The organism is Profundibacterium mesophilum KAUST100406-0324 (assembly GCF_009835145.1).
GTDB classification, from domain to species: domain Bacteria; phylum Pseudomonadota; class Alphaproteobacteria; order Rhodobacterales; family Rhodobacteraceae; genus Profundibacterium; species Profundibacterium mesophilum.
In genome coordinates this window covers 1-22,606 of the sequence record NZ_APKE01000037.1, presented here as the reverse complement: position 1 = coordinate 22,606, position 22,606 = coordinate 1, and the positions used below count along the sequence as shown (strand labels likewise).

Annotated in this window: 21 protein-coding genes; 11 read left to right on the top strand and 10 right to left on the bottom strand. The window is 68.3% G+C overall.

The annotated features are described in order from the left end of the window. Nucleotides 1-7: 7 nt before the first annotated feature. Genes PMES_RS15450 through PMES_RS15440 form a run of 3 tightly spaced genes read right to left on the bottom strand, consistent with a single transcriptional unit; the run spans nucleotide 8 to nucleotide 4,715 of the window. The gene (locus tag PMES_RS15450) at nucleotides 8-2,821 is read right to left on the bottom strand and encodes a DUF4159 domain-containing protein (RefSeq protein ID WP_159966668.1); all 2,814 of its coding nucleotides are present in this window, start codon (nucleotides 2,819-2,821) and stop codon (nucleotides 8-10) included. Then, nucleotides 2,821-3,711 (bottom strand): DUF58 domain-containing protein, encoded by an 891-nt coding sequence (locus PMES_RS15445; protein ID WP_438943247.1) that lies wholly within the window; start codon nucleotides 3,709-3,711, stop codon nucleotides 2,821-2,823. The genes PMES_RS15450 and PMES_RS15445 overlap by 1 nt, the downstream gene beginning before the upstream one ends. Next, nucleotides 3,708-4,715, bottom strand: coding sequence for an AAA family ATPase (locus PMES_RS15440; protein WP_159966638.1), 1,008 nt, complete (start codon nucleotides 4,713-4,715; stop codon nucleotides 3,708-3,710). Before PMES_RS15440 ends, PMES_RS15445 begins: the two co-directional genes overlap by 4 nt. A gap of 74 nt (nucleotides 4,716-4,789) precedes the next feature. Between PMES_RS15440 and PMES_RS15435 the strand changes: the two genes are divergently transcribed. After that, nucleotides 4,790-5,380, top strand: a complete 591-nt coding sequence (locus PMES_RS15435) for a DUF1285 domain-containing protein (protein ID WP_159966637.1) — start codon at nucleotides 4,790-4,792, stop codon at nucleotides 5,378-5,380. A 699-nt stretch (nucleotides 5,381-6,079) separates the two neighbouring features. Here PMES_RS15435 and PMES_RS15430 read toward each other — a convergent pair. The 3 genes from PMES_RS15430 to PMES_RS15420 all read right to left on the bottom strand — a co-directional run bounded on the left by PMES_RS15430 (nucleotide 6,080) and on the right by PMES_RS15420 (nucleotide 8,998). Next, nucleotides 6,080-6,793 carry an SOS response-associated peptidase gene (locus PMES_RS15430; protein WP_159966636.1) on the bottom strand — a complete coding sequence of 238 codons (714 nt, stop codon included), beginning with the start codon at nucleotides 6,791-6,793 and terminating at the stop codon, nucleotides 6,080-6,082. Between the two features lie 4 nt (nucleotides 6,794-6,797). Beyond that, on the bottom strand, nucleotides 6,798-7,355 hold the full coding sequence (locus PMES_RS15425; protein WP_159966635.1) for a sugar O-acetyltransferase: 558 nt from the start codon (nucleotides 7,353-7,355) through the stop codon (nucleotides 6,798-6,800). Between the two features lie 86 nt (nucleotides 7,356-7,441). Then, nucleotides 7,442-8,998, bottom strand: coding sequence for a bifunctional metallophosphatase/5'-nucleotidase (locus PMES_RS15420; protein ID WP_159966634.1), 1,557 nt, complete (start codon nucleotides 8,996-8,998; stop codon nucleotides 7,442-7,444). A gap of 84 nt (nucleotides 8,999-9,082) precedes the next feature. Here PMES_RS15420 and PMES_RS15415 point away from each other — a divergent pair, with 84 nt between their 5' ends. Further along, on the top strand, nucleotides 9,083-9,532 hold the full coding sequence (locus tag PMES_RS15415) for a DUF952 domain-containing protein (protein ID WP_328809169.1): 450 nt from the start codon (nucleotides 9,083-9,085) through the stop codon (nucleotides 9,530-9,532). Continuing rightward, nucleotides 9,529-10,590, top strand: coding sequence for a quinone-dependent dihydroorotate dehydrogenase (locus PMES_RS15410; RefSeq protein ID WP_159966633.1), 1,062 nt, complete (start codon nucleotides 9,529-9,531; stop codon nucleotides 10,588-10,590). Before PMES_RS15415 ends, PMES_RS15410 begins: the two co-directional genes overlap by 4 nt. Before the next feature lie 18 nt (nucleotides 10,591-10,608). On the opposite strand, the gene PMES_RS15405 is transcribed toward PMES_RS15410, so the two are convergent. The 3 genes from PMES_RS15405 to PMES_RS15395 are packed head-to-tail and all read right to left on the bottom strand — an operon-like array spanning nucleotide 10,609 to nucleotide 12,925. Beyond that, nucleotides 10,609-11,946, bottom strand: a complete 1,338-nt coding sequence (locus PMES_RS15405; protein WP_159966632.1) for an MATE family efflux transporter — start codon at nucleotides 11,944-11,946, stop codon at nucleotides 10,609-10,611. After that, the gene (locus PMES_RS15400; RefSeq protein WP_159966631.1) at nucleotides 11,943-12,488 is read right to left on the bottom strand and encodes a PaaI family thioesterase; all 546 of its coding nucleotides are present in this window, start codon (nucleotides 12,486-12,488) and stop codon (nucleotides 11,943-11,945) included. The genes PMES_RS15405 and PMES_RS15400 overlap by 4 nt, the downstream gene beginning before the upstream one ends. Next, nucleotides 12,485-12,925, bottom strand: a complete 441-nt coding sequence (locus PMES_RS15395) for a PaaI family thioesterase (protein WP_159966630.1) — start codon at nucleotides 12,923-12,925, stop codon at nucleotides 12,485-12,487. Before PMES_RS15395 ends, PMES_RS15400 begins: the two co-directional genes overlap by 4 nt. A gap of 120 nt (nucleotides 12,926-13,045) precedes the next feature. Between PMES_RS15395 and PMES_RS15390 the strand changes: the two genes are divergently transcribed. The 8 genes from PMES_RS15390 to PMES_RS15355 all read left to right on the top strand — a co-directional run bounded on the left by PMES_RS15390 (nucleotide 13,046) and on the right by PMES_RS15355 (nucleotide 21,728). After that, on the top strand, nucleotides 13,046-14,236 hold the full coding sequence (locus PMES_RS15390; protein ID WP_159966629.1) for a putative manganese transporter: 1,191 nt from the start codon (nucleotides 13,046-13,048) through the stop codon (nucleotides 14,234-14,236). An 85-nt stretch (nucleotides 14,237-14,321) separates the two neighbouring features. Beyond that, nucleotides 14,322-14,723, top strand: coding sequence for a MerR family transcriptional regulator (locus tag PMES_RS15385; protein WP_159966628.1), 402 nt, complete (start codon nucleotides 14,322-14,324; stop codon nucleotides 14,721-14,723). A 142-nt stretch (nucleotides 14,724-14,865) separates the two neighbouring features. After that, entirely contained in the window at nucleotides 14,866-15,267 is a 402-nt protein-coding gene (locus PMES_RS15380) for a MerR family transcriptional regulator (protein ID WP_159966627.1), read from the top strand. A 35-nt stretch (nucleotides 15,268-15,302) separates the two neighbouring features. Then, nucleotides 15,303-17,081, top strand: coding sequence for an acyl-CoA dehydrogenase C-terminal domain-containing protein (locus tag PMES_RS15375; RefSeq protein ID WP_159966626.1), 1,779 nt, complete (start codon nucleotides 15,303-15,305; stop codon nucleotides 17,079-17,081). Between the two features lie 63 nt (nucleotides 17,082-17,144). After that, a complete protein-coding gene (locus tag PMES_RS15370; protein ID WP_159966625.1) occupies nucleotides 17,145-17,354 on the top strand; it encodes a hypothetical protein in 210 nt (69 codons plus the stop codon). Nucleotides 17,355-17,646: 292 nt separating this feature from the next. Continuing rightward, nucleotides 17,647-18,282, top strand: a complete 636-nt coding sequence (locus PMES_RS15365; RefSeq protein WP_159966624.1) for a glutathione S-transferase family protein — start codon at nucleotides 17,647-17,649, stop codon at nucleotides 18,280-18,282. A 14-nt stretch (nucleotides 18,283-18,296) separates the two neighbouring features. After that, nucleotides 18,297-19,508, top strand: a complete 1,212-nt coding sequence (locus tag PMES_RS15360; RefSeq protein ID WP_159966623.1) for an acetyl-CoA C-acetyltransferase — start codon at nucleotides 18,297-18,299, stop codon at nucleotides 19,506-19,508. Nucleotides 19,509-19,520: 12 nt separating this feature from the next. Then, the gene (locus PMES_RS15355) at nucleotides 19,521-21,728 is read left to right on the top strand and encodes a 3-hydroxyacyl-CoA dehydrogenase NAD-binding domain-containing protein (protein WP_159966622.1); all 2,208 of its coding nucleotides are present in this window, start codon (nucleotides 19,521-19,523) and stop codon (nucleotides 21,726-21,728) included. Nucleotides 21,729-21,773: 45 nt separating this feature from the next. Here PMES_RS15355 and PMES_RS15350 read toward each other — a convergent pair whose 3' ends face one another. Continuing rightward, nucleotides 21,774-22,430 (bottom strand): sulfotransferase family 2 domain-containing protein, encoded by a 657-nt coding sequence (locus PMES_RS15350; protein WP_159966621.1) that lies wholly within the window; start codon nucleotides 22,428-22,430, stop codon nucleotides 21,774-21,776. Between the last annotated feature and the right edge of the window lie 176 nt (nucleotides 22,431-22,606).

Below are 22,606 nucleotides of genomic sequence, written 5' to 3'. Positions count from 1 at the left end.
CGCATCGTCACTGCCCCAGACGATCGAGCAGCGCCGGCACGTGCACCTGGTCGCTTTTGTAATTGCCGGTCAGCACATGCATGATGAGATTGACCCCGAAGCGCAGGGCGATCTCGCGCTGGCGCTCGCCGGCGAAGCCGCGGCCCACCGGGAACATCCGCGCGCCGTTCTCGTCGATCGCCCAGGCCGAGGCCCAGTCATTGCCGCCGATCACCACCGGGGTGACATTGTCGTTGAGGTTGCGGAAGGGCATTCCCTCCACCTGCTCGGCATCGGGGGGCGCCGCCTCGACCCACACGTCGCGCCCGGCATGGCGCCCCGGAAAATCGCCAAGCAAATAAAAGGCCCGCGTCAGGACATGATCGCGCGGCACCGGTTCGAGCGGCGGAATGTCGAGCCCGGCGGCCAGCTCCTGCAGGCGCCGGCCATTGGGCGCGCCCGCGCCGAAGCCGGCGACATCGGCATCGAGCGTGTCGAAGAGGATCATGCCGCCCGTGCGCAGATAGGCGTTCAGCCTGGCATAGGCGCCATCGCTGGGGATCGGCTGTCCGGCCGTCACGGGCCAGTAAAGGAACGGATAGACATCGAGCGCGTCGCTTTCGAGATCGACGGCGGCCGGCGCCGCGGGCTCGATGGAGGTGCGCTCGAAAAGGGTGCGCGACAGCCCCGCCAGCCCGGCCGCCGCGATCCGGTCCGTGGCCGCGTCGCCGCTCAGCACATGACCGAGCACGACCGCCTCCGCGGCGGCCTGCGCCTTCTGCGAGATCGGCGGGCGAGCAGCTTGCGGCTCGGCGGGTGGCGCGTCCTGCGCCTTTGCCCCGCCCCCCGGCATCGCCAGAAGGGCCGCTATGAGCACGCCGCCCGCCGCGCCTCTCGCGCCGCGCAGGCGCCCCGCGAGGGCCAGCGATGCCAGCAGATCGGCGGCAAGCAGCAGGAGCGCCGCGCTCAGCGCCGCACCCTTCAGGCCGCGCTCGCCCCCGATCCCGAGGCCCTCGACGGCGATGCGCTCCGGCCAGCGGCTCGCGGCGATCTCGGTTTCGGGGCCGATGACGTTGAGCGCGATGCGCCGTGCCTCTCCCGCGTAGAGCCCCGGCGGCACGGAGGGCCCCGGACCCGGGCCGGCGAGCCGCTGCGCAAGCTCCTCCCCCGCGACGCCGGCGAGGCTGGCCGCCGCGTCGGGCGCGCCGAAGGCATCGAGCACCGTATCGAGGGTCCAGACGGTCCCGGCGAGATCCTCGGGCGCCGGCCGCGCCAGTCCAGAGGAGACCGCGAGCCGTTCGAGCATCTGCACGAAGAGCCCCGACAGGGGCAGGCTCGACCATTCGGCATTGGCGGTCACGTGAAACAGCACCACCTGCCCCCGTCCCATCCGCGCGCGCGTCACGAGGGGCGTGCCGTCGGTCAGGCTGGCGATCGTCCGTGCTGCCAGCTCGTGATCGGGCTGGGCCATGACCTGCGCGGTGACGGTGACATCGGGCGGCACCTCCAGCCCCTCGAAGGGGGAGCCGGCCCCGAATTCGCGCAGGCTCTTGGGCGCGCCCCAGCTCATCGCGCCGCCGACGCTGCGCCCGCCCGCCCTGAGGCGCACCGGCAGCAGGGGATCGGCCGCGTCACGCGCCAGATCGCTCGCGGCAAGGCGCGGCCCGGCGAAACGCAGCAGCAGGCCGCCCTCCCGCACCCAGTCCTCGATGGCGCCGGCGGTGCCCGGCGGGAGCGTCGCGACATCGGCGAGGATGATGACGTCGGGATTGGCCTGCACGATCTCGTCGAGCGTGCCGTCGATCAGGTCGGAGACGGGCGCGAGCGCCTGCACCAGGTAGTGGTCCGGCGCGAGGAGCCTGAGCCCTTCGCGGTTGTCGCGCCCGGCCACGATCGCGACCTCGCGGCGGCGCAAGGCGTCATCGGTGAGGCTGACGGCGCCGGCGCTGCGCTGGCCGGCGATCTCGAAGCGCTGCACGCGGTTGCGCAGCTCGGGCGGGAGGGACAGGGCCGCGCGGGCCTCCGGCGCGCCGTTTTCGAAGACGAGCGGCAGGCGCGCCAGCTCGCGCTCGATACCGTTGGGATCAAGCCCGCGGGCCACGATCTCGGTCTCGATCCGCGGACCCGGCGCGGCGCGCAACGCCTTGAGCGCGATGGCGCCATCCTCGAAGACGGCGGGCGCGAGGGCGAGGACCGGGCGCGATCCTTCGAAGACGCGCACCGTGCCGCGCGCCTCGAGGGCGGCGAGCAGATCCTCCCTGTAGGGCCGCCGCAATCCGTCCGACAGCCACAGCGTGTCGAAATCGCCCTCCAGCTCCGACGCCCAGCGCGCGATCTGTTGCGGATCGCCCCCCCAGGGTCGCGGTCGCAGTCCCGGCAGGCGCTCCTGCCAGGAACCGGGGGCCTGGAAGGGCAGTGCGCCGGGCGGCAGGTCCGTCAGGCTGACCACCGCGGCGGGCCGCCCGGAGCGCCCGGCCTCGTCCAGAGCCTGCTCCGCCCGCGCGCTGCGCGCCGGCCAGTCGCGGGCATCCGCCCAGCTGCCGTCGAAGAGGATCAGCAGCGGCGCGCGTGTTTCGGCACGGGTTTCGGGGTCGAGCACCGGCCCCGCGAAGCCGACGATCAGCGCCGCCATGCCCAGAAGGCGCAGCAGCAGAAGCCACCAGGGCGTCCTGTCAGATTGCCGGCTCCTGTCATCGAGGCCGAGCAGCAGCGCGACCCCCGGAAACCGCCGCCGCACCGGCGCCGGTGGCACCGCCCGCAGCAGCAGCCACAAGAGGGGTAGCGCCGCGAGGCCGAGCAGCAGCCAGGGCGCGGTGAAACCGATCGGACCCAGCACCAGCATCAGCGCCGCCTCTCCAGCGCGCGGTAGATCCACAAGAGCTCGGCCGCCGCGCTGGCATCGGTGTGATGCACGGTGAACTGCCAGCCCGCGGCACGGCACAGATCGCCCAGGAGCGCCTTGCGTTCGGCGACCCGTTCCAGGTAGCGCGCGCGCAGATCGCCCGCCTTCAGCGTCTCGTGGCGCAAGGTGCCGCCCATGCTCTCGAAGACGGTGCGCCCGTCGAAGGGAAATGCCTCCTCCTGCGGATCAAGGAGCATCACGAGCGCGCCCTCGACCCCGCGATCGGCGGCGATGCCCAGCGCCGCGCGCAGCGGTTCGGGATCGCCGAGGCAATCGGAGAGATAGAGCGCCCGCGCATGGGGCAGAAGGGCGTTTGCCTGCGGCGCCTCGTAATCGGCATTGGCCTCGGCGGCGCTGAGCGCGGCGGAGAGGCGCAAGAGCTGCACCGAGCCGCTCCGGGGTGGCAGCGTGTCGCCGGACAGGCCCACGCGCTCGCCGCCCCGGATCAGCAGCACCGCCACCGCGAGGGCAAGAAGACGCGCCCTGTCGCGCTTTTCAGGCAAGGCAGGCGCCGAGGCGAACTGCATCGAGCGTCCCGCGTCGATCCAGATTTGCACCGATTGGGCGGCCTGCCATTCCTTTTCCTTGACGAAATGCGCATCGGACCGGCCCGAGCGGCGCCAGTCGATGGCCCGCGCCTCGTCACCCGGAACGGCGGCGCGGTATTGCCAGAACTCGTCGCCCATGCCGGCCCGCCGGCGCCCGTGGGCCCCCATGAGCAGCGCCGCGGCGAGATGGCGCGCCTCCGCCAGCAAGGGCGGCAAGCTGCCCGAAAGCGCCTCCGCGCCGGAGCGCAGCCCGGCCGCGCGGTGCAGGGCGGCGGCGTTCACGCGGCGGCCCGGCCTTGCACGATGCGCTCCGTCACCCCCGCGATGATCGCCTCCAGCGTCTCGCCGCGGGCCCGCGCGGCAAAGCTCAGCGCCATCCTGTGGGTGAGGACGGGAGCGGCCAGCGCGGCCACGTCCTCGATCGAGGGTGCAAGCCGCCCGTCGAGAAGGGCCCGCGCCCGCACGGTGAGCATCAAGGCCTGCGCCGCGCGCGGCCCCGGACCCCAGCCGACATGGGCGCGCACCGCCTCCGGCGCGGTGGCATCGTCCGGGCGGCAGGCGCGAACCAGGTCGAGAATCGCCTCGAGCACCGCCTCGCCCACCGGCATCCGCCGCAAGAGGGCCTGCGCCGCGACGAGCTCGGCCGCGGTGAAGACCGCCATGGCCTCCTCCTCGGTGGCGCCGGTGGTGGCGAGCACGATCGCCCGCTCGGTATCGCGGTCGGGATAGGGCACGTCGATCTGCACCAGGAACCGGTCGAGCTGCGCCTCGGGGAGCGGATAGGTGCCTTCCTGCTCGATCGGGTTCTGCGTCGCGAGGACGTGGAAGGGCGTGTCGAGGCGGTGCGGCTGACCGGCCACCGTGACCGATTTCTCCTGCATCGCCTGCAGCAGCGCCGACTGGGTGCGCGGGCTGGCACGGTTGATCTCGTCGGCCATCAGGAGCTGCGTGAAGATCGGCCCCTCGATGAACTTGAAGGCGCGGCTGCCATCGGCGCCGGTCTCGAGCACTTCGGAGCCGAGGATGTCGGCGGGCATGAGGTCGGGGGTGAACTGCACCCGCGCGCCCTGCAGGCCCATCACCGTGCTCAGCGTCTCGACGAGGCGGGTCTTGCCGAGCCCCGGCAAGCCGATCAGCAGCCCGTGCCCGCCGCATAGAAGCGCCGAGATCACCAGGTCGACGACCTGCTCCTGGCCGATGAAGCGGCGGGTGATGCTCTGGCGGGCATGGGCGAGCCGATCGCCGAGCGCCTCGATCTCGCCAAGCAGGTTTTCCGCGTCGGCCATGACAATGCTCCCCGCATCTCTATATCAATTCGTACCTGACAGACTTATCCTTGCGGGGGAGGATGGCAAAAGCAATGGCAGGACAAAACATCGTGACACCGGATGCCGAAGGGATCGCCGGCCATGCGCGGGCCGCGGCGAAATCGGGCGGATTGCCGCCAGTGCATCTGTGGGATCCCCCCTTCTGCGGCGATCTGGACATGCGCATCGCGCGCGACGGGACCTGGTTCTACATGGGCAGCCCGATCGGGCGGAAGGCGCTGGTCAAGCTCTTCTCCTCGATCCTCAAGCGCGAGGGCGACGCCTATTTCCTCGTCACCCCCGTCGAGAAGGTCGGGATCACCGTCGAGGACGCGCCGTTCGTGGCCGTTGATTTCGAGCGCCGCGACGAGGGCGGCATGCAGGTGCTGCGGTTCACGACCCATGTGGGCGACTGCGTCGATGCCGGCCCCGATCACCCGATCAGGGTGGAGCGTGACCGCGAGAGCGGGGAGCCGTCGCCTTATGTCCATGTGCGCGCGGGGCTCGAGGCGCTGATCGACCGCAAGAGCTTCTACCGTCTCGTCGAGCTTGGCGAGCAGGCCGAGCACGAGGGCGCGCCTTGGTTCGGCCTGCGCTCCGGGGGCGCGTTCTTTCCGGTGATCCCGGCCAGCGAGCTGCCCTGAACGATCGCCGCCCCGGCGCCCGTGCGGGCGGGGTGATTCTCCGCGCCCCGCCGCATGCGTCCACGGGCATGGTGCCCGGCCGCCCAATTCGCCCCGTCACCCGAAGATCGCGCCGCACCGCGCCGGAGGGTGCCGGGAGGCGGATTATTACCAATCCGGACAGCCACTTGGAGCCGTCTCGTCCCGCTTCGCCCGCCGTGCGGACGATGCGCTTTGTGGCAAGAATGACGCGCTATTTTCAAGATTGGCACAAAAGAAAGCAAAGCACGGCAGAATCGTGTAAGCTACAGGAGAAGCGGCCCCTCGCCACATCGCCCATAGCTCGGCACAGACCGGCAGCGGGAACGGGCCGCATCCCAAGAGTTTCAGGTGGCGCCACATGCCCCACCCGCCGCATCGCGGCAAGGTTCCTCCCTGACTGGACAGGCCGTGCTTTTGCACGGCCTTTTTTTTTGAACCGCGTGCCGTCCCGCGCGGGCCTCGGCCATATGTCTGCGATCCACGCCCGCTCGGCCGTTCCCCTCTCGAGGCGTTTCCGGGACAGCCTTCCCGAAGCCGATGCGGCGTCAAGCCATCCATATGCCATCATGCCGGCCTACTGGCGGCCCCGCCGCCGGTCCGCATTCTCGCCCGCCCCGCCCGGACGAGCGGCCCCCGAACGCCGCGCCGCCCCCAAGCGCGCCTATGCCGCCCGCGATATCAGCTCAGCGGGGAGACGAGCCGGGGGCCGGTGGCGCGGTTCGAGTTCACCTCGCGCCCCACACGGTACATGACAAGCGCGTCTTCCGGAGCCGGGCGCATCAGGGGGGCGGCCTTGCGGCCCGTCTCTCCCAGCCATGTCGGCCAGTCCCCGGTGGCGAGGATCACCGGCATTCGGTGATGGATCCGCCCCATCCGGTCACTGGCGGCGGTTGTGACGATGGCACAGGTGTCGCACCGGGCCTCGCCCTGCCCCCACGATTGCCAGATCGCGGCAAGGGCCAACGGTTCGGCCCGCGCGGAATGGATATAGAAAGGCAAACGGCCTTGCTCCGCGTCCTTGACCCATTCGTAGAAGCCGCTGGCCGGGACGATGCATCGCCTGCTCCGCACCGCCGCGCGAAAGGCCGGCTTGGCGGCGATCGTCTCGGCCCGCGCGTTGATCAGCAGCGGCCCGTCATTCATCGCGGTCGCCCAATGCGGCACGAACCCCCAGCGCAGCGCGCGCAGGCGGCGCCCCGTCCCGTCTCTTGCCGTCCCGGCTTGTTCCGCCGCATCCGGGTTTGCCTCCTGCGCGGGGCGGGTGACGGCATGGATCATCACGGTCGGGCAGATATTGTGATTTGGCACATCGGGCAGGTCGTTGTCCGGAACCGCATCGAAGAGCCGCGCCAGCGCGTCCGAGGGATGGGTGAGCACGAAGCGCCCGCACATGGCCTCAGGTCTCCTTTCGTAGCGGCAAGGCGCGCGCGGGATTGCCGGCGACGGTGCTGCCGGCCGCCACGTCGCGGGTCACGACGCTTCCCGCGCCGATCACCGCGTCATCGCCGACCGTGACACCGGGCAGCAGGAGCGCTCCACCCCCGATCCAGACATTGGCGCCGATGCGGACCGGGCGGCCGTATTCCAGCATCCCTGCGCGGAGCTGCGGATCGCGCGGATGGTCGGCGCCGAGGATCTGCACGCCCGGCCCGACCTGTGTCATCTCCCCGATCACCACCGCCGTCACGTCGAGGATCACGCAGTTGAAGTTCAGGAAGGCCCCGCGCCCAAGGCGGATGTTGTATCCGTAGTCGCAATGGAAGGGCGGGCGGATGGAGGCCCCCTCGCCCACGAAAGCGAAGCGCGCACCCAGCAGGGCGGCCCGCTCCCGGGGATCGTCGCAGGCGTTGTAGCGCCGCATCCACGCGGCGGCAGCGGCCGCGTCGGCGACCAGCTCGGGATCGCCGGCATCGTAGAGCGCGCCGGCGAGCATCTTTTCCTTCTCGGTCATCATGCCCCCCGGGCGCGTGGGTGGCCCGCACACCATCGCCGACGGCGCGTTGCGGGCGGCGCGTCCTGGCGCCACCCGCCGCAGCGCCGTCATTCGACCGTGATGCGCCCGTCGGTATAAGGCTTGTAGGGCGCGTTCCTGGCCAGGTATTCCGCCGTCACATCCGCAAGGTCGGGGCCGTAGTCATAGACGTCCTGTGCATCCTGGAACATCTTGTAGCCGTCCCCGCCATTGCGCACGTAGTTGTTGGAGACGACGCCGTAGGTCTGCACCGGATCGACGAGTTCACCACCCACCATCACGTCGCGCACCCGCGCGCCTGCCGCCGCATCGGGATCGATGGTGAACGTCATGCCGGCGACCTGCGGGAAGCGGCCTGCGCCCTCCTCCATCTGGCCGACGCCGTTCTCGAGCGCGTCGAGAAGCTGCTGACCGTTGACGGTGAAGGTCGAGAGCGTGTTCTGGAAGGGCAGCACCGTCAGCACCTCGCCCATCGTGATCTCGCCCGCGTCGATGCTGGCGCGCAGACCGCCCGAATTGGCGATCGCCACGTCGATCCCCTGGTCCTTCACCCGGTCGAGCATCGCATCCGCCACCAGGTTGCCCATCGCGCATTCCTGCGCGCGGCAGACCTCGCGGCCCCCCTCGATCGGCTCGGCGGCTTCCGCCACGACCTTGTTGCGGATCTCGTCCAGCGGCCTGGCCTTCTCGGCGATCATGTCGACCGTGCCCTGATCCTCGCCCACGCTGGCATCCATCAGGATCGGCGCGCCCTCGGCCTTGGTGATCTTGCCGTCATCATCGAAGGTGACGTTCAACTCGCCCAGATACTTGCCATAGGCATAGGCCTGGACGATGGCGGTATCGCCGACCATCGTCGGATAGGGGCCCTCGGCGCCTTCCATGTCGCCCAGCAGGGTGTTGGAATGACCGCCCACGATCACGTCCACCCCGGTGGTGTTCTCGGCCACCTGCTTGTCCACGCCATAGCTCGAATGGCTCAGGACGATGATCTTGGTCACGCCCTCTTCGGTCAGGCGGTCGACCTCGGCCTGGACCGCCTCCGACGGGTCCGAGAAGGTCACGTTGGGACCGGGGCTCGCCAGCTCGTCCGTGTCCTGCGGCGTCAGGCCGATCAGGCCGATCTTCTCGCCGTTCTTCTCGATGACGGTGCTTTTCTCGATCACGTCCGTGAGCAGCGGTTCGTTCGAGATGTCGGCATTCGACATCAGGATCGGGAAGTTGATGGCCTCGGCAAACCCCTTGAGCACTTCGGGGCCGTCGTCGAATTCGTGGTTGCCGACGGTCATCGCGTCATATCCGAGCGCGTTCATCATCTCGGCGGCGAGCTTGCCCTTGTAATAGGTATAGAAGAGCGAGCCCTGGAACTGATCGCCCCCGTCCACGAGGATGGGGTTGTCCGCGCGGGCCTTGGCCTCCTTGATGGCCGTGACCAGCCGGCCGGAGCCGCCGAAGCACTCGCCCGCCGCGTTGTCCTCCGCCGAGCAGCCCGAATCGTATTTGCTGATCGGCTCGAACCGGGAATGGAAATCATTGGTGTGCAGGATGGTCAGCGCATATTCGGCATGCGCCGCGCCGGCACCGAGCGCAAGCAGCGCGGCCGAGGACAAAAGGCGGATGGACATGGTTCAGGGCTCCCGATCTGGTTTCTTGTCAGGCGCAGAGTGCTGTCCTTTTCGCATCCTGGCAAGCGCTGCCCGGTGGCCGGCATGCCCGCCCGCGCCTTGACGCGGCGCCTCGCTGCGGGCATCACCGCGCCCATGGTGATCTACAAGATATTCCGCGCGCCCGAGGCGGAGGCCTTCGACCGTGACAAGACGAGCCGGGGCGCCCCGGTCGACCTGTCGGACGGGTACATCCACTTCTCGACACGCGCGCAGCTCGAGCAGACCCTCGCCAAGCACTTCGCGCAAGAGACCGGGCTGGTTTTGCTTGCGCTGGAGGCCGACGGGCTCGGCCCCGAGCTCAAATGGGAGCCGTCGCGCGGCGGACAACTGTTTCCCCATCTCTACAGGCCCCTCGAGATCGCGGACGTGCTCTGGAGCGCCCCGATCGAGGATGGCCCCGGCGGGCATGTCCTGCCTGCCCGTGCCGGAACGGATGCTGGCGGGGACGCGGCCCAAACGTCCGCATCGGCACGGAACGGCGAGAGCGGATGAGGCGGCTCGAGCGGCTCGGCCTGTCGGCCCTTCGCCGGATCGACCCCGAAACGGCACATCGCGCCGCCATCCACGCTCTGCGCAGCGGCCTGATGGGGGGCGCCGGTCCGGTGACCCGCCCGCGCCTCGCCTGCAGCCTTGCCGGGATGGACTTGGCCAACCCGGTCGGCCTGGCGGCAGGGTTCGACAAGAATGCCGAGGCTGCCGGCGCCCTGTCGCGGGCCGGCTTCGGCTTCATCGAGCTTGGCGCCGCCACCCCGCGTCCGCAGCCCGGCAATCCGCGTCCGCGCCTCTTTCGCCTGCCGCAGGATGGCGCGGTGATCAACCGGTTCGGCTTCAACAATGACGGCGCCGAAGCGATCGCGGCACGGCTGCGCGCCGCCCCGCGCGGCGTGCCGCGCGGCATCAATCTGGGTGCGAACAAGGACAGCGCGGACCGCGCCGCCGATTTCGCGCAGGTGCTGACGGTGATCGGTCCGCATGTCGATTTCGCGACCGTCAACGTCTCCTCGCCCAATACCGAGAAGCTGCGTGATCTGCAGGGGCCGGAGGCGCTTTCGGCGCTCCTTGCGGGGGTGCGTGCCGCCAATGCCGCGCTCGCGCGTCCGGTGCCCATCTTTCTCAAGATCGCACCCGACCTGAACGCGCAGGAGCTGGACGCTATCGCGCAGGTCGCGCTCGAGTCGCGGATCGACGGCATCGTCGCGACCAATACCACGCTGTCGCGCGACGGGCTGCTCAGCCCTGCGCGCGGCGAGGCCGGCGGCCTGTCGGGCAAGCCGCTTTTCGAGCGCTCGACACGGGTGCTGGCGCGCCTGTCGGCGCTGACGGAGGGCGCGATCCCCCTGATCGGGGTCGGCGGGGTGAGCTGCGCGCAGGACGCCTACGAGAAGATCCGCGCCGGTGCGAGCGCCGTGCAGCTCTACTCCGCCCTCGCCTACGAGGGCCTGTCGCTCGCCGCGGGGATCGCGGAAGGTCTCGATGCGCTGCTCGAGCGTGACGGCCACGCCCGCCTCGCCGACGCGGTGGGCAGCGGGCGCGCCGACTGGCTGGACTAGCCGCGCGCGCCGCCCGGATCAGCGGGCGGAGGCCTCTAGCGCGCCGTAGCGTATCCCGAGGCTGATCCCGCGAGCGGCGAAAGAGATCAGCAGCGCCATCCAGAGCCCGTGATTGCCGAAAACCGGCATCAGCAGCATCAGCGCGACGCCGTAGACCAGCGTCGAGACGAGCATCATGTTGCGCATGTCGCGGGTGCGCGTCGCCCCGATGAAGATGCCGTCGAGCATCCAGGCCGCGAGCCCCGCGATCGGGGCGGCCACCATCCATCCAAGGTAGCTCCCGGCGGCGTCCCGCACCGGCGCCGAGGTCGTCATCACCGCGATCAGCTCAGCCCCCAGCAGCGCGAAGGTCGCCGCAAGCAGCAACGCCATGCCCCCGCCCCAGAGCGAGGACAGCACGGCCGCGCGGCGCAGCAGGTCGGGCCGCCGGTGGCCCATCGCCTGCCCCACCATCGTCTCGGCCGCGAAGGCGAACCCGTCGAGCGCGAAGGCGGTGACATGCAGGAACTGCAGCAGGACCTGGTTCGCGGCGAGCGGCACGTCCCCGAGCCGCGCGGCGAAGAACAGGAAGGAGACGAAGACCGTCTCGAGCAGCAGCGTGCGGACCAGAATGTCGGAATTGACCGCGAGCATGCGCCGCAGCCGCGGCCGGTCGAAGATCCGCGCCGCGTCGCGCCAATGAGGCCCGGTGAACACCGCGCGGCAGAACCACAGCCCCACCGCGAGGCCGGACCATTCGGCGAGGAACGTGGCGGCCGCGACCCCCGCAACCCCCCAACCCATCCCGAGCACGAAGACGAGATCGAGCACGATGTTCAGCCCGTTCATCCACAGCTGCACCACGAGGACGGCGCGGGTGCGCTCGGCCGCGATCAGCCAGCCCGTGATCGCGTAGAGCGCGATCGCGGCAGGCGCCGACCAGACCCGGATGGCCATGTACTGGCGCGCCAGCTCCTCGACCTGCGGGCTGGCCGGCGAGAGCGCGAACGCACCGGCAAAGAGCGGCAATTGCAGCGCGATCATCGCCGCGCCCGCCGCGCCGCCAATCATCAGCCCCCGCATCAGGAGCGCGGCCGCCTCGGGCTCGTCGCCCGATCCGAAGGCCTGGGCGGTGAGCCCGGTCGTGCCCATCCGCAAGAAGCCGAAGACCCAGTAGATGCCGGTCAGGATCACCGCGCCGATGCCGACGGCCCCGATCGGCGCGGCAGCCCCCATCTGGCCCACGACCCCGGTATCGACGAGACCGAGGATCGGCACGGTCGCGTTCGACAGCACGATCGGCAGCGCCACGCCGAGCACCCGGCGGTGGGTGACCGCGCGCGGGCGCCGCGACTGCGTGCCGCCTGCCGCGTTCACTCCCGCTCCCGAAGGCCCTGCGGCATCATGAAATGGCCCGTCGCCTGCGCGAAGAGGCGGCTGCGATTGTCCTGCCAGGCCTCGACATGGACGCTGGCATAGCGGCGACCGGAGCGGTTGACCCTCGCCCGGGCATAGGCGTCGCGCGGCAATCCCGAGCGCAGGTAGTCGACGGTGAAATCGATCGTCTTGGGCAGCCGCAGGCGGCGCGAGGCATCTTCGGCCTCGAGGTCGATGCGTCCCGCCTCGATATCATCCCACAGGTAGGTCCAGGACAGCTCGATGATCGCCGTCACCTCCAGGAAGGCAGCCGTCACCCCGCCGTGGATCGCGGGAAGCGCGGGATTGCCGATCAGCTTCTCGTCGAATGGCAGGATCGCGGTGATCTCGTCGCCCCGGCGCTCGAAGGTGATGCCGAGATAGGTGATGTAGGGCACGCCGCGCACGAGGGCGGAGAGGGCGCCGTCGCGTCGTTGCTTGACGACCTGCACGGGTTCGGGGCGGCCGCGCGTCGCCGGGCGGGAGGGCGCATCGTCGGTCATGACCGCTCCGCCTTGGCATAGGCGAGCATGAAGGCGCCGGTCGCCATCGCCACGGGGTTGTCCCTGTCCTCGTCCATCGCGACCGCCCGCACGAAGCCGACGGCCCGGGTCACGTGGTAGCAGGTCGCCTGCGCGGTGATCTTCTGCCCCGGCACGGCGGCGCGCATGTAATCGATGCGCAGATCGATCGTCGCGGTGGTGCTCGGCCCGCTGGAATGCAGCATCACCGCCGCGCCGCCGCAAGTGTCCATCAGGGCCGAGACCGCACCGCCATGGATCACCCCGGTCGCCGGATCACCGATCAGGCGCGGATCGTAGGGCATCGAGATCTCGGCGGTTCCGTCCCCGATCGTCTCGAGCGTCATCCCGAGCGCGCGGGCGTGGGGGATCGCCTCGATGAACTGGCGCGCGATCCTCGCTGTCCGGTCCTGCTGCATCCTGCCTCCTGATCCTGCGGGACCGGCTTGGGACCCCTGCCTGATGTATCGGGTCTTGCATATTGCCGGACAAGGGTTAACTTCGCTATTGAGAGTAATTCGCAAAAGCAGGATGACCCTATGACTGATCTGCGCCCCCGTCTTGCCACGCCCGCCGGCACGCCGGATGCAGCGCCCGCGCCCCGCCATGAGAGCACCAAGGCGGCGCAAGGCTGGTTCGGGTTTCGTCCGCGGCGCCTCGGGATGGCCCTTCTCCTGCTGCTCGCTGCGGCGATGCCGGGCGAATTCGGCGCGCTCACACGCGCGTTGATGACCGATGCCTTCGTGCAGGTGAGCGCCTTCGTCGCGGCCACGCTTTTGCTGTTCTACGGGGCCGAGCGCGTTTTTGGCTTCGATATCGGTCGCTCCCTGAGCCGCGCGCGCGGCTTTCAAGTGCCGCTCGCGGCGCTTCTGGGCGCAACGCCCGGATGCGGCGGCGCGGTTGTCGTCGTCGCGGCCTACAGCTCGGGCAATGTCGGTTTCGGGGCCGTGGTCGCCACCCTGACCGCGACGATGGGCGATGCGGCCTTCCTGCTGATCGCAACGCGGCCCGATGCCGCGATGATCGTCCTGCCGGTTTCCTTCGGGGTCGGGATCGTGTCGGGCTGGTTGACCGACCTTCTTGCCCCCTCCCCGCCCGGACGCGCGGCGACCGGCGCCTGCCCTGCGGTGCCCATGATCGGCGCTCCGGGTCTGCGGCACATTGCCTATCTCGTGATGCTGGCGCCCGGCCTCGTGGTCGGCGGCGCGCAGCTTGCCCAGATCGAGCTGAACCAGGTGGCCGGCATTCCCACGACTTGGTTCGCACTGGCCGGCACCGCAATCGGGCTGTGGATCTGGGCGCGCTCGCCGGTCATGGCGATGACCCATTCGAATGACGGCCCGCTGGTCAGGATGGCCGAGGAGACGGCGTTCATCTCGATCTGGGTCATCGGCGCCTATCTCGCCTACGATTACGCCGCCGCCTATGCGGGGCTCGATCTCGAAGCGCTCTTCTCCACCGTCGCTCCCCTGCTTCCACTGATTGCCATCCTCGTCGGCTTCGTGCCGGGATGCGGGCCGCAGGTGCTGGTGACCACCCTCTTCGTCAACGGACTGATTCCCTTCTCCGCCCTGATCGGCAATGCCATCTCGAATGACGGGGACGCGCTCTTTCCGGCCTTGGCGATCGATCCCGCGGTCGCGTTCTGGGCGACGATCTACTCGGCCCTGCCCGCCTTGCTGGTCGCATATGGCTTCTATTTCCTCGCGCCGGATCTGCTGATGCCATAGCGCGCGGGCGGCCGCCTTCCGCCATCTGTTGAACCCCTATAACTTTGCCCGTAGTCTTGGTTCAAAGGGGGAAACCAGCACGCACATGACCAAGAAGAAATTACCGTTCAAGGAAATGTGCGCACGGTTCGACGTCACGCCGCGGACCTTGCGCTATTACGAGTATATCGAGCTGCTCAGCCCCGAGAAGGAGGGCCGATCGCGGTTCTACGGCCCGCGGGAGATCGCCCGCATGACCCTGATCCTGCGCGGTCGCCGCTGGGGCTTCAGCTTGGAGGACATCCGCAAATGGCTGCTGATCTACGATGTTGAGGGCAACGAGGTGCAACTCGCCGAATGGGTCAAGCTGGCCGATGCCCAGCTCGAGCAGCTGAGGGCCGAGCACGGACAGCTTGCCGCGACGCTCGCCGAACTGCAGCAGACCCGCGACGAAATCGTCAAGGCGCTCGAGAGCGGAGAACCCGCCCCCAAACCCGTCTCGGACTGAGCGGACCTCCTGTCCTGCCGGAGCCCCGCGCGGTAGGATGCGGCTTCGTTTGACGTTACGTTTACGTTTACGTTCACGTCAAGCGACTGCTACATCATGGCCATTCCCCGAACTGGCGCCCGGCGCCCAGCGGAGCATGACCATGAACACGACCGAATCCCTGATGAGCATCCGCGAGATGTGCGATGCATTCGACGTGACCCCGCGCACCCTGCGCTTTTACGAGGGCAAGGAGCTTCTGGCACCGATCCGGGAAGGACAGAAACGCCTGTTCACCCGCCGCGACCGTGCCCGTCTCAAGCTGATCCTGCGCGGCAAACGCTTCGGCTTCAGCCTCGAGGAGATCCGCCAGCTGCTCGATCTCTACTACGAGAACGACCAGCAGGAGAAACAGCTCTCCCGCACCTACGACGTGGCGCGTGACCGCCTCGAGGATCTGCGCCGTCGCCGCGTCGAGCTCGACGAGGCGATCGAGGAGCTCGAAGAGCAGCTCGACTGGGGGGCCAAGCGCCTTGCCGAGCTGCGCCGCATCGCCGCCGCCTGATCCAGCCAGACACCACCAATCCAAGGACAGCTTCCATGCCGATCTATTCCGCTCCCGTGAAGGACATGCAGTTCATTCTCCATGATGTCCTCGCGGTCTCCACGTCGGACATTCCCGGCTACGACGATCTCGATGCCGAGTTCACCGGTGCGATCCTCGGCGAGGCCGGCAAGATCTCCGAAAACGTTCTGGCCCCGCTCAACCCTGTCGGCGACGCCGAAGGGTGCACCCTCGAGAACGGTGTCGTGCGCACCCCGACCGGGTTCAAGAAAGCCTACGAGCAGATGTGCGAGGGCGGCTGGACCGGGCTCGACGCCGATCCCGAATACGGGGGGCAAGGCCTTCCCTACATCATGCAGTCGGCCACCGGCGAGATGTTCGTCTCCGCCAACATGGCCTTCAACATGTACCAGGGCCTGAGCCACGGCGCGATGTCGGCCATCGCCGTGCACGGCTCCGAGGCGCAGAAGCAGGCCTACCTGCCGCGCATGATCGACGGCACCTGGTCGGGCACCATGAACCTGACCGAGCCGCAATGCGGCACCGATCTGGGCCTGATCCGCACCAAGGCCGTGCCGCAGGATGACGGCAGCTACCGCATCTCGGGGCAGAAAATCTGGATCTCGGCGGGCGAGCATGACCTGACGGACAATATCGTCCATCTCGTGCTGGCGAAGATCCCCGGCGGCCCCGAGGGTGTGAAGGGCATCTCGCTCTTCATCGTTCCCAAGTTCCTGCTCAACGAAGACGGCATGCCGGGCGCCCGCAACAGCCTCTCCTGCGGCGGCCTCGAGAAGAAGATGGGCATCCACGGCAACGCCACCTGCGTGATGAATTACGATGGCGCGACCGGCTACCTGATCGGCGAGGCGCATAAGGGCATGCGTGCGATGTTCACCATGATGAACGAAGCGCGGCTCGGGGTCGGCCTGCAGGGCTACGCGCAGGGCGCCGTTGCCTATCAGAACGCCCTCGCCTTCGCTCGCGACCGCCTTCAGGGCCGCGACGTGACCGGCGTGCAGAACCCCGACGGGCCCGCTGATCCGATCATCGTGCATCCCGACGTGCGGCGGAACCTGCTCGACCAGAAGAGCTTCGTCGAAGGCGCCCGCGCCTTCACCTTCTGGGGCGCCTCGCTGATCGACCGCGCCCATCGCTGCGAGGATGCCGAGGCGGAGGCGCTGATCTCGCTGCTGACCCCGGTTCTCAAGGGGTTCCTGACGGACAAGGGTTTCGAGACCACGGTCCTCGCGCAGCAGACCTTGGGCGGCTCCGGCTTCACCCGCGAATGGGGCCTCGAGCAATTCGTCAGGGATGCCAGGATCACCATGATCTACGAGGGGACCAACGGCATCCAGTCGCTCGATCTCGTGGGGCGCAAGCTCGGCATGAACGGCGGCAAGACGCTGATGGCCTTCTTCGACATGATCAAGACCTTCATCAAGGAGAACGAGGGCGACGCGGAGCTCAAGGAGCAGTTCCTCGATCCGCTGAAAGGCGCGAGCAAGGACCTTCAGCAGGCCGCGATGTATTTCATGCAGAACGGCATGAAGGACCCGGCGAGCGCCCTTGCGGGGAGCTACGACTTCATGCACCTCTTCGGGCATGTTTGCCTGGGCTTCTCCTGGGCGCGGATGGCGCTCGCGGCACGGGCCGGCCTGGCCTCCGGGCAAGGCGACGCGGCGTTCTACGAGACCAAGCTGGCCACGGGGCGCTACTACATGGCGCGGCAGCTCCCCTCGACGCAACTGCACCTGTCGCGCATCCAGAGCGGCTCGGCCCCCGTGATGAGCCTTGCTGCCGCGAACTTCTGACCTTTCCAAGGCGGCGCGCCTCTCCTCCGTGCCCCGCCGCCCTCCATTCCCAAGGGGTGCACCATGCCCAAACGCTTCCTGCTCACCCGCCGCTTTCCGGCCGCGATGACCGAGGACGGGTATCGAAGGCTCAGGAAATTCGCAGCGAGCGCGGACCTTTCGGAAGGGGAGGCACTTTCGTTCATCTTCGAGAATTTCGACAGCGTGACCAACAAGGAGAACCTGAACGCCAGGCTGAAACTGTTCACGGCCGCCCGCGCGAAACCGGAATGACGCGCCTGCCGCACGGTCGGGATCGCCTCCGGCGGAGGTATTTTGGCGAAGATGAAGGACGCAACGGTGGATCGTTCCGCAGCCCGCACCTCAGGGGCGTCATCGTATATCCGATCGGGCGCGGGACGTCCGGTCTTCACCTTCGGCGGTCATCGGCTCCTCAGCCTGTGCCGCGCGATCGAGATAACGAGAACGTAGTTAAGATTTCTCTACCGTCTCATCATCTTCGTTGAAATACCTCACGGGGGTGCGGGGGTGTGAAACCCCCGCCGGTAGCATCAGGAGCTTACGCATGACGATCAAACTCTACTGTTTCGGCGAATCCGGGAATGCCTACAAGGCGGCGCTCACCCTGGAACTGGCCGGGATGGACTGGGAGCCGACCTTCGTCGACTTCTTCAACGGCGAGACCCGCGGCAGCGACTACCGCACCGATATAAACCCGATGGGCGAGGCGCCCGTCATGGTCGAGGGCGATGTCAGGCTCACGCAATCGGGCGTCATCCAGGATTACGTGGTGGAGCGTACGGGACGGCTCGGGGGCGGCACGGACCAGAGGCGCGAGATCCTGCGCTGGATCCTGTGGGACAATCACAAGCTGTCGGGACAGGCGGGGATGACCCGCTTCTTGATGAACTTCCTGCCCGAGGACAAGCGGCCCGCCGAGGTCATCGGCTTCATGCAGGGTCGCCTCAAGGCGGCATATGAAGTTCTGGATGCCCATCTGGGATCGCGCGACTGGATCGTCGGAGATGACGTCACGATCGCTGATCTGTCCTGCTGCGGCTATCTCTACTATCCCGAACCGTTCGGTTTCGATCGGGCCGACTGGCCCAATATCGATGCCTGGCTGGACCGTATCGCGGCCCTGCCCGGCTGGAAGCACCCCTATGATCTGATGCCGCGCTCGAAACCCGAAGCCGGCTGAGAAGGAGACAGACCATGACCGAAGCCTATATCTACGACGCCGTGCGCAGCCCGCGCGGCAAGGGACGCAAGGACGGTGCCCTGCACGAGGTGACGAGCGTCAAGCTCAGCGCCGACATCCTCAATGCCGTCAAGCGCCGCAACAACCTCGAGGGCCATGCTGTCGAGGACGTGATCTGGGGCAATGTCACCCAAGTCGCGGAACAGGGCGGCTGCCTCGCGCGGACGGCGGTCCTGGCTTCGGAACTCGACCAAACGATCCCCGGCGTGTCGATCAACCGCTTCTGTGCCAGCGGCATGGAGGCGGTGAACATGGCTGCCCTGCAGGTGCGCGGCGGCGGGGGCGATGCCTATATCGCCGGCGGGGTCGAGATGATGGGCCGCGTGCCGATGGGCTCCGACGGTGCCGCGATCGCCGTCGATCCCAGCGTCGCCATGGACAGCTATTTCGTCCCCCAGGGCATCAGCGCCGACATCATTGCCACCGAATACGGCATCACCCGCGACGCGGCGGACCACTATGCCGTCGAAAGCCAGCGCCGCGCCAAACAGGCCTGGGACGAGGGGCGCTTCTCCAAGTCGATGATCGAGATCAAGGACCGCAACGGCCTGCCGATCCTGGGACATGACGAATACATGCGCCCGCAGACCGACATGCAGAGCCTCGGCGCGCTGAGCCCCGCCTTCAAGGACATGGGCGAGAGCATGCCCGGCTTCGACAAGATCGCGCTGATGAAATACCCCCATCTCGAGCGGATCAACCACATCCACCATGCCGGCAACAGCTCGGGCATCGTGGATGGCGCCGCCGCCGTGCTCGTCGGCTCCAGGGAGTTCGGCGAGCGCCATGGCGTCAAGCCCCGCGCGCGCATCCGCGCGACCTCCAAGATCGGCACCGATCCCACGATCATGCTCACCGGCCCGGTCCCGGTGACCGAGAAGATCCTCGCCGATCACGGCATGCAGATCGGCGATATCGATCTCATCGAGGTGAACGAGGCCTTCGCCAGCGTGGTCCTGCGCTTCATGCAGCGCTTCGACGTGGATCACGACAAGCTCAACGTGAATGGCGGCGCCATCGCCATGGGCCACCCGCTTGGCGCCTCCGGCGCGATCATCATCGGCACGCTGCTCGACGAGATGGAGCGGTCCGACAAGGAAGTGGGGCTCGCCACGCTCTGCATCGCGTCCGGCATGGGCGCGGCCACAATCATCGAACGCGTGTAAGGAGCGACAGCCATGAGCGATTTCACCATGGACACCGACGCGCAGGGCGTCGCCACGATCACCTGGGACACCCGGGGCAAGTCGATGAACGTCATGAACATCGAAGGGTTCGAGGATCTCGACGCGTTGATCGACGAGGCACTGGCCGACGAGGCCGTCAAGGGCATCGTCATCACCTCCGGCAAGGAGGGCAGCTTTGCGGGCGGCATGGATCTCAACATCATCGCCAAGATGAAGCAGAGCGCCGGCGACAACCCCGCGCAAGGGCTCATGGACGGGCTGATGCGCTGCCACGGCGTGCTGCGCAAGATCGAGCGCGCGGGCATGGATCCCAAGACCAACAAGGGCGGCAAGCCCATCGCCGCCGCCCTGCCCGGCACCGCGCTCGGCATCGGCTTCGAGATCCCGCTGGCCTGCCACCGCATCTTCGTGGCCGACAACCCCAAGGCCAAGATCGGCCTGCCGGAGATCATGGTCGGCATCTTCCCGGGTATGGGCGGCACCACGCGGCTGGTGCGCAAGATGGGGGCCATGGCCGCCTCGCCCTTCCTGCTGGAAGGCAAGCTGTCGGATCCGAAGAAGGCGAAATCCGCCGGGCTGGTGGACGAGGTCGTGGCCGATCCGCTCGCGGCCGCGAAGGACTGGGTGCTGTCTGCGAAGGATGCCGACATCCTCAAGCCGTGGGATGCCAGGGGCTACAAGATGCCCGGCGGCACGCCCTACTCGGCGCAGGGCTTCATGACCTATGTCGGCGCCTCCGCCATGGTGCATGGCAAGACGCAAGGCGCGTTTCCCGCCGCCAAGGCCCTTCTCTCGGCGGCCTACGAGGGCGCGATGGTGCCCTTCGACACCGCCATCAAGATCGAGGCGCGCTGGTTCACCTCCGTCCTGATGAACCCCTCGTCGGAGGCGATGATCCGGTCGCTCTTCATCAACAAGGAAGCGCTCGAGAAAGGCGCCAACCGTCCCGACGTCGCCGACGAGCGCGTCAAGAAGGTCGGCATCATGGGCGCGGGCATGATGGGTGCCGGCATCGCCTATGTCAGTGCCAATGCCGGGATCGAGGTCGTCCTGATCGATCAGGAGCAGGCCAATGCCGACAAGGGCAAGTCCTACTCCGAAGGGCTGCTCGACAAGGGCATCAGCCGCAAGAAGGTCACGCCCGAGAAGACGGACGAGGTGCTTGCCCGCATCACCGCGACCACCGATTACGAGGCGCTTCGGGGTTGCGATCTGATCGTCGAGGCGGTGTTCGAGGACCCGTCGATCAAGGCCGAGGTCACCAAGAAGGTCGAGGCCGTCGTCGGCGAGGACTGCATCTTCGCCACCAACACCTCGACCCTGCCGATCAGCGATCTGGCCAAGGCGAGCGCGCGTCCCGAGCAGTTCATCGGCATTCACTTCTTCAGCCCCGTCGACAAGATGCTGCTGGTCGAGATCATCAAGGGCGCCGAGACCGGCGACCGGGCCGTGGCCAAGTCGCTCGATTTCGTGCGCCAGATCCGCAAGACCCCGATCGTGGTCAATGACGCGCGGTTCTTCTACGCCAATCGCTGCATCATCCCCTATATCAACGAGGGCGTAAGCATGGTGCAGGAGGGCGTGGAGCCGGCGCTGATCGAGAACGCGGCCAAGATGCTGGGCTTCCCGCTCGGCCCGCTGCAACTCAACGACGAGACCTCGATCGATCTGGGCGTCAAGATCGCCAAGGCGACCAAAGCGGCCATGGGCGATGCCTATGACAACCACGCCGCCGACGAGGTCCTGTTCTGGCTGTTCGACCAGGGGCGTCTCGGCCGCAAGTCGAAGTCCGGCTTCTATGCCTATGACGATGCGGGCAAGCGGACGGGCATCTGGGAGGGGCTGCGCGAGAAGTTCACCAAGGAGGGCGATCAGCCCGACGTGACGCGTGTGCAGCACCGGTTGATGATGGCGCAGGTGCTCGAGGCGGTGCGCGCCTTCGAGCAGGGCGTGCTCGAGGATATCCGCGAGGGCGACGTGGGCGCGATCCTGGGCTGGGGCTTCGCGCCGTGGTCGGGTGGCCCCTTCGGCTGGCTCGACATCATCGGCGCGGCCAAGGCGGTGGAGATATGCGAGACGCTGAGCGCCGAGCATGGCGCGCGCTTCGAGGCGCCGGACCTGCTGCGCGAGCTGGCCGACAAGGGTCAGAGCTTCTACAGCCGCTTCGGCGGCGGCGCGGCGGCCTCCGCCGCGGCCTGAAGCCCTGCGGACGGGCCGCCCGCGCATGGGGGCGGCCCGTCCGGCTCAGAAGCCATAGCCGAAGCGCGCGATATCCTGTGCGCAGCAGGCGGCCACGAGATCGCGCGTGCGCGGCCCGTAGAAGTCCCTGTACCCCGCCGCGCGGTCCGAAGCGTTGAGATGCGGCACCGCCAGAGCGAATCCCAGATGCGCCTCGAACGGTGCCAGGTCATCGGCCAGATGCTCGATCCTGACGAAGCGCGCCGGCACCTCGCGCCCGCCGCGCACCCGCAGATAGGCGCCGTAGCTTTCGGCCGCGAAGGCCGCGCGCGTCGCCTCGTCGCGGACGAAGCCGTCGAAATCGAGCTTCGCGGCGCGCAGCACGGCCGGATGGCCGAATTCCTGCCGCCGCAGCCAGTGATAGTAGCTCACCATCCGGTCCCACGGATTGCGGATCAGCGTCACGACCTCGTAGCCGTCCAGCGCCCCGGGCGCGAGCAGGGTCTCGATATCGGCAAGCCGGGAATGCTTCCAAAGGCGCGCGCCGGGCGGCAGGGTGCGCCTGAGCGCCGCGAGGCGGCCGCGCCGGCGCAGGGCCTTCGGCGTGTCCCCCACCAGCACATCGTCCTTCATCGCGCGCGCCTCGAGCGCGGCGGCAAACGACGTGCCGGCCGTCTTGGGAATATGCACGAAGATGTAGCGGCGCCCGGGGGAGATGATCATGCCGCGCACCCTAGCGCCGTGGCGCCGGCGCGGGCAAGGCCGGCGCGCCCCCCCGGGAAAACGCCCTTGCACCGCCGCGCATCCCCGCAATACTGTAAGCGTTAGCTGAACAGCACCAGCGGTTCAGCTTGACGGCTTGAAGTTCCACGGCAGCAGGTCGTCGAGGCGGCTTTGCG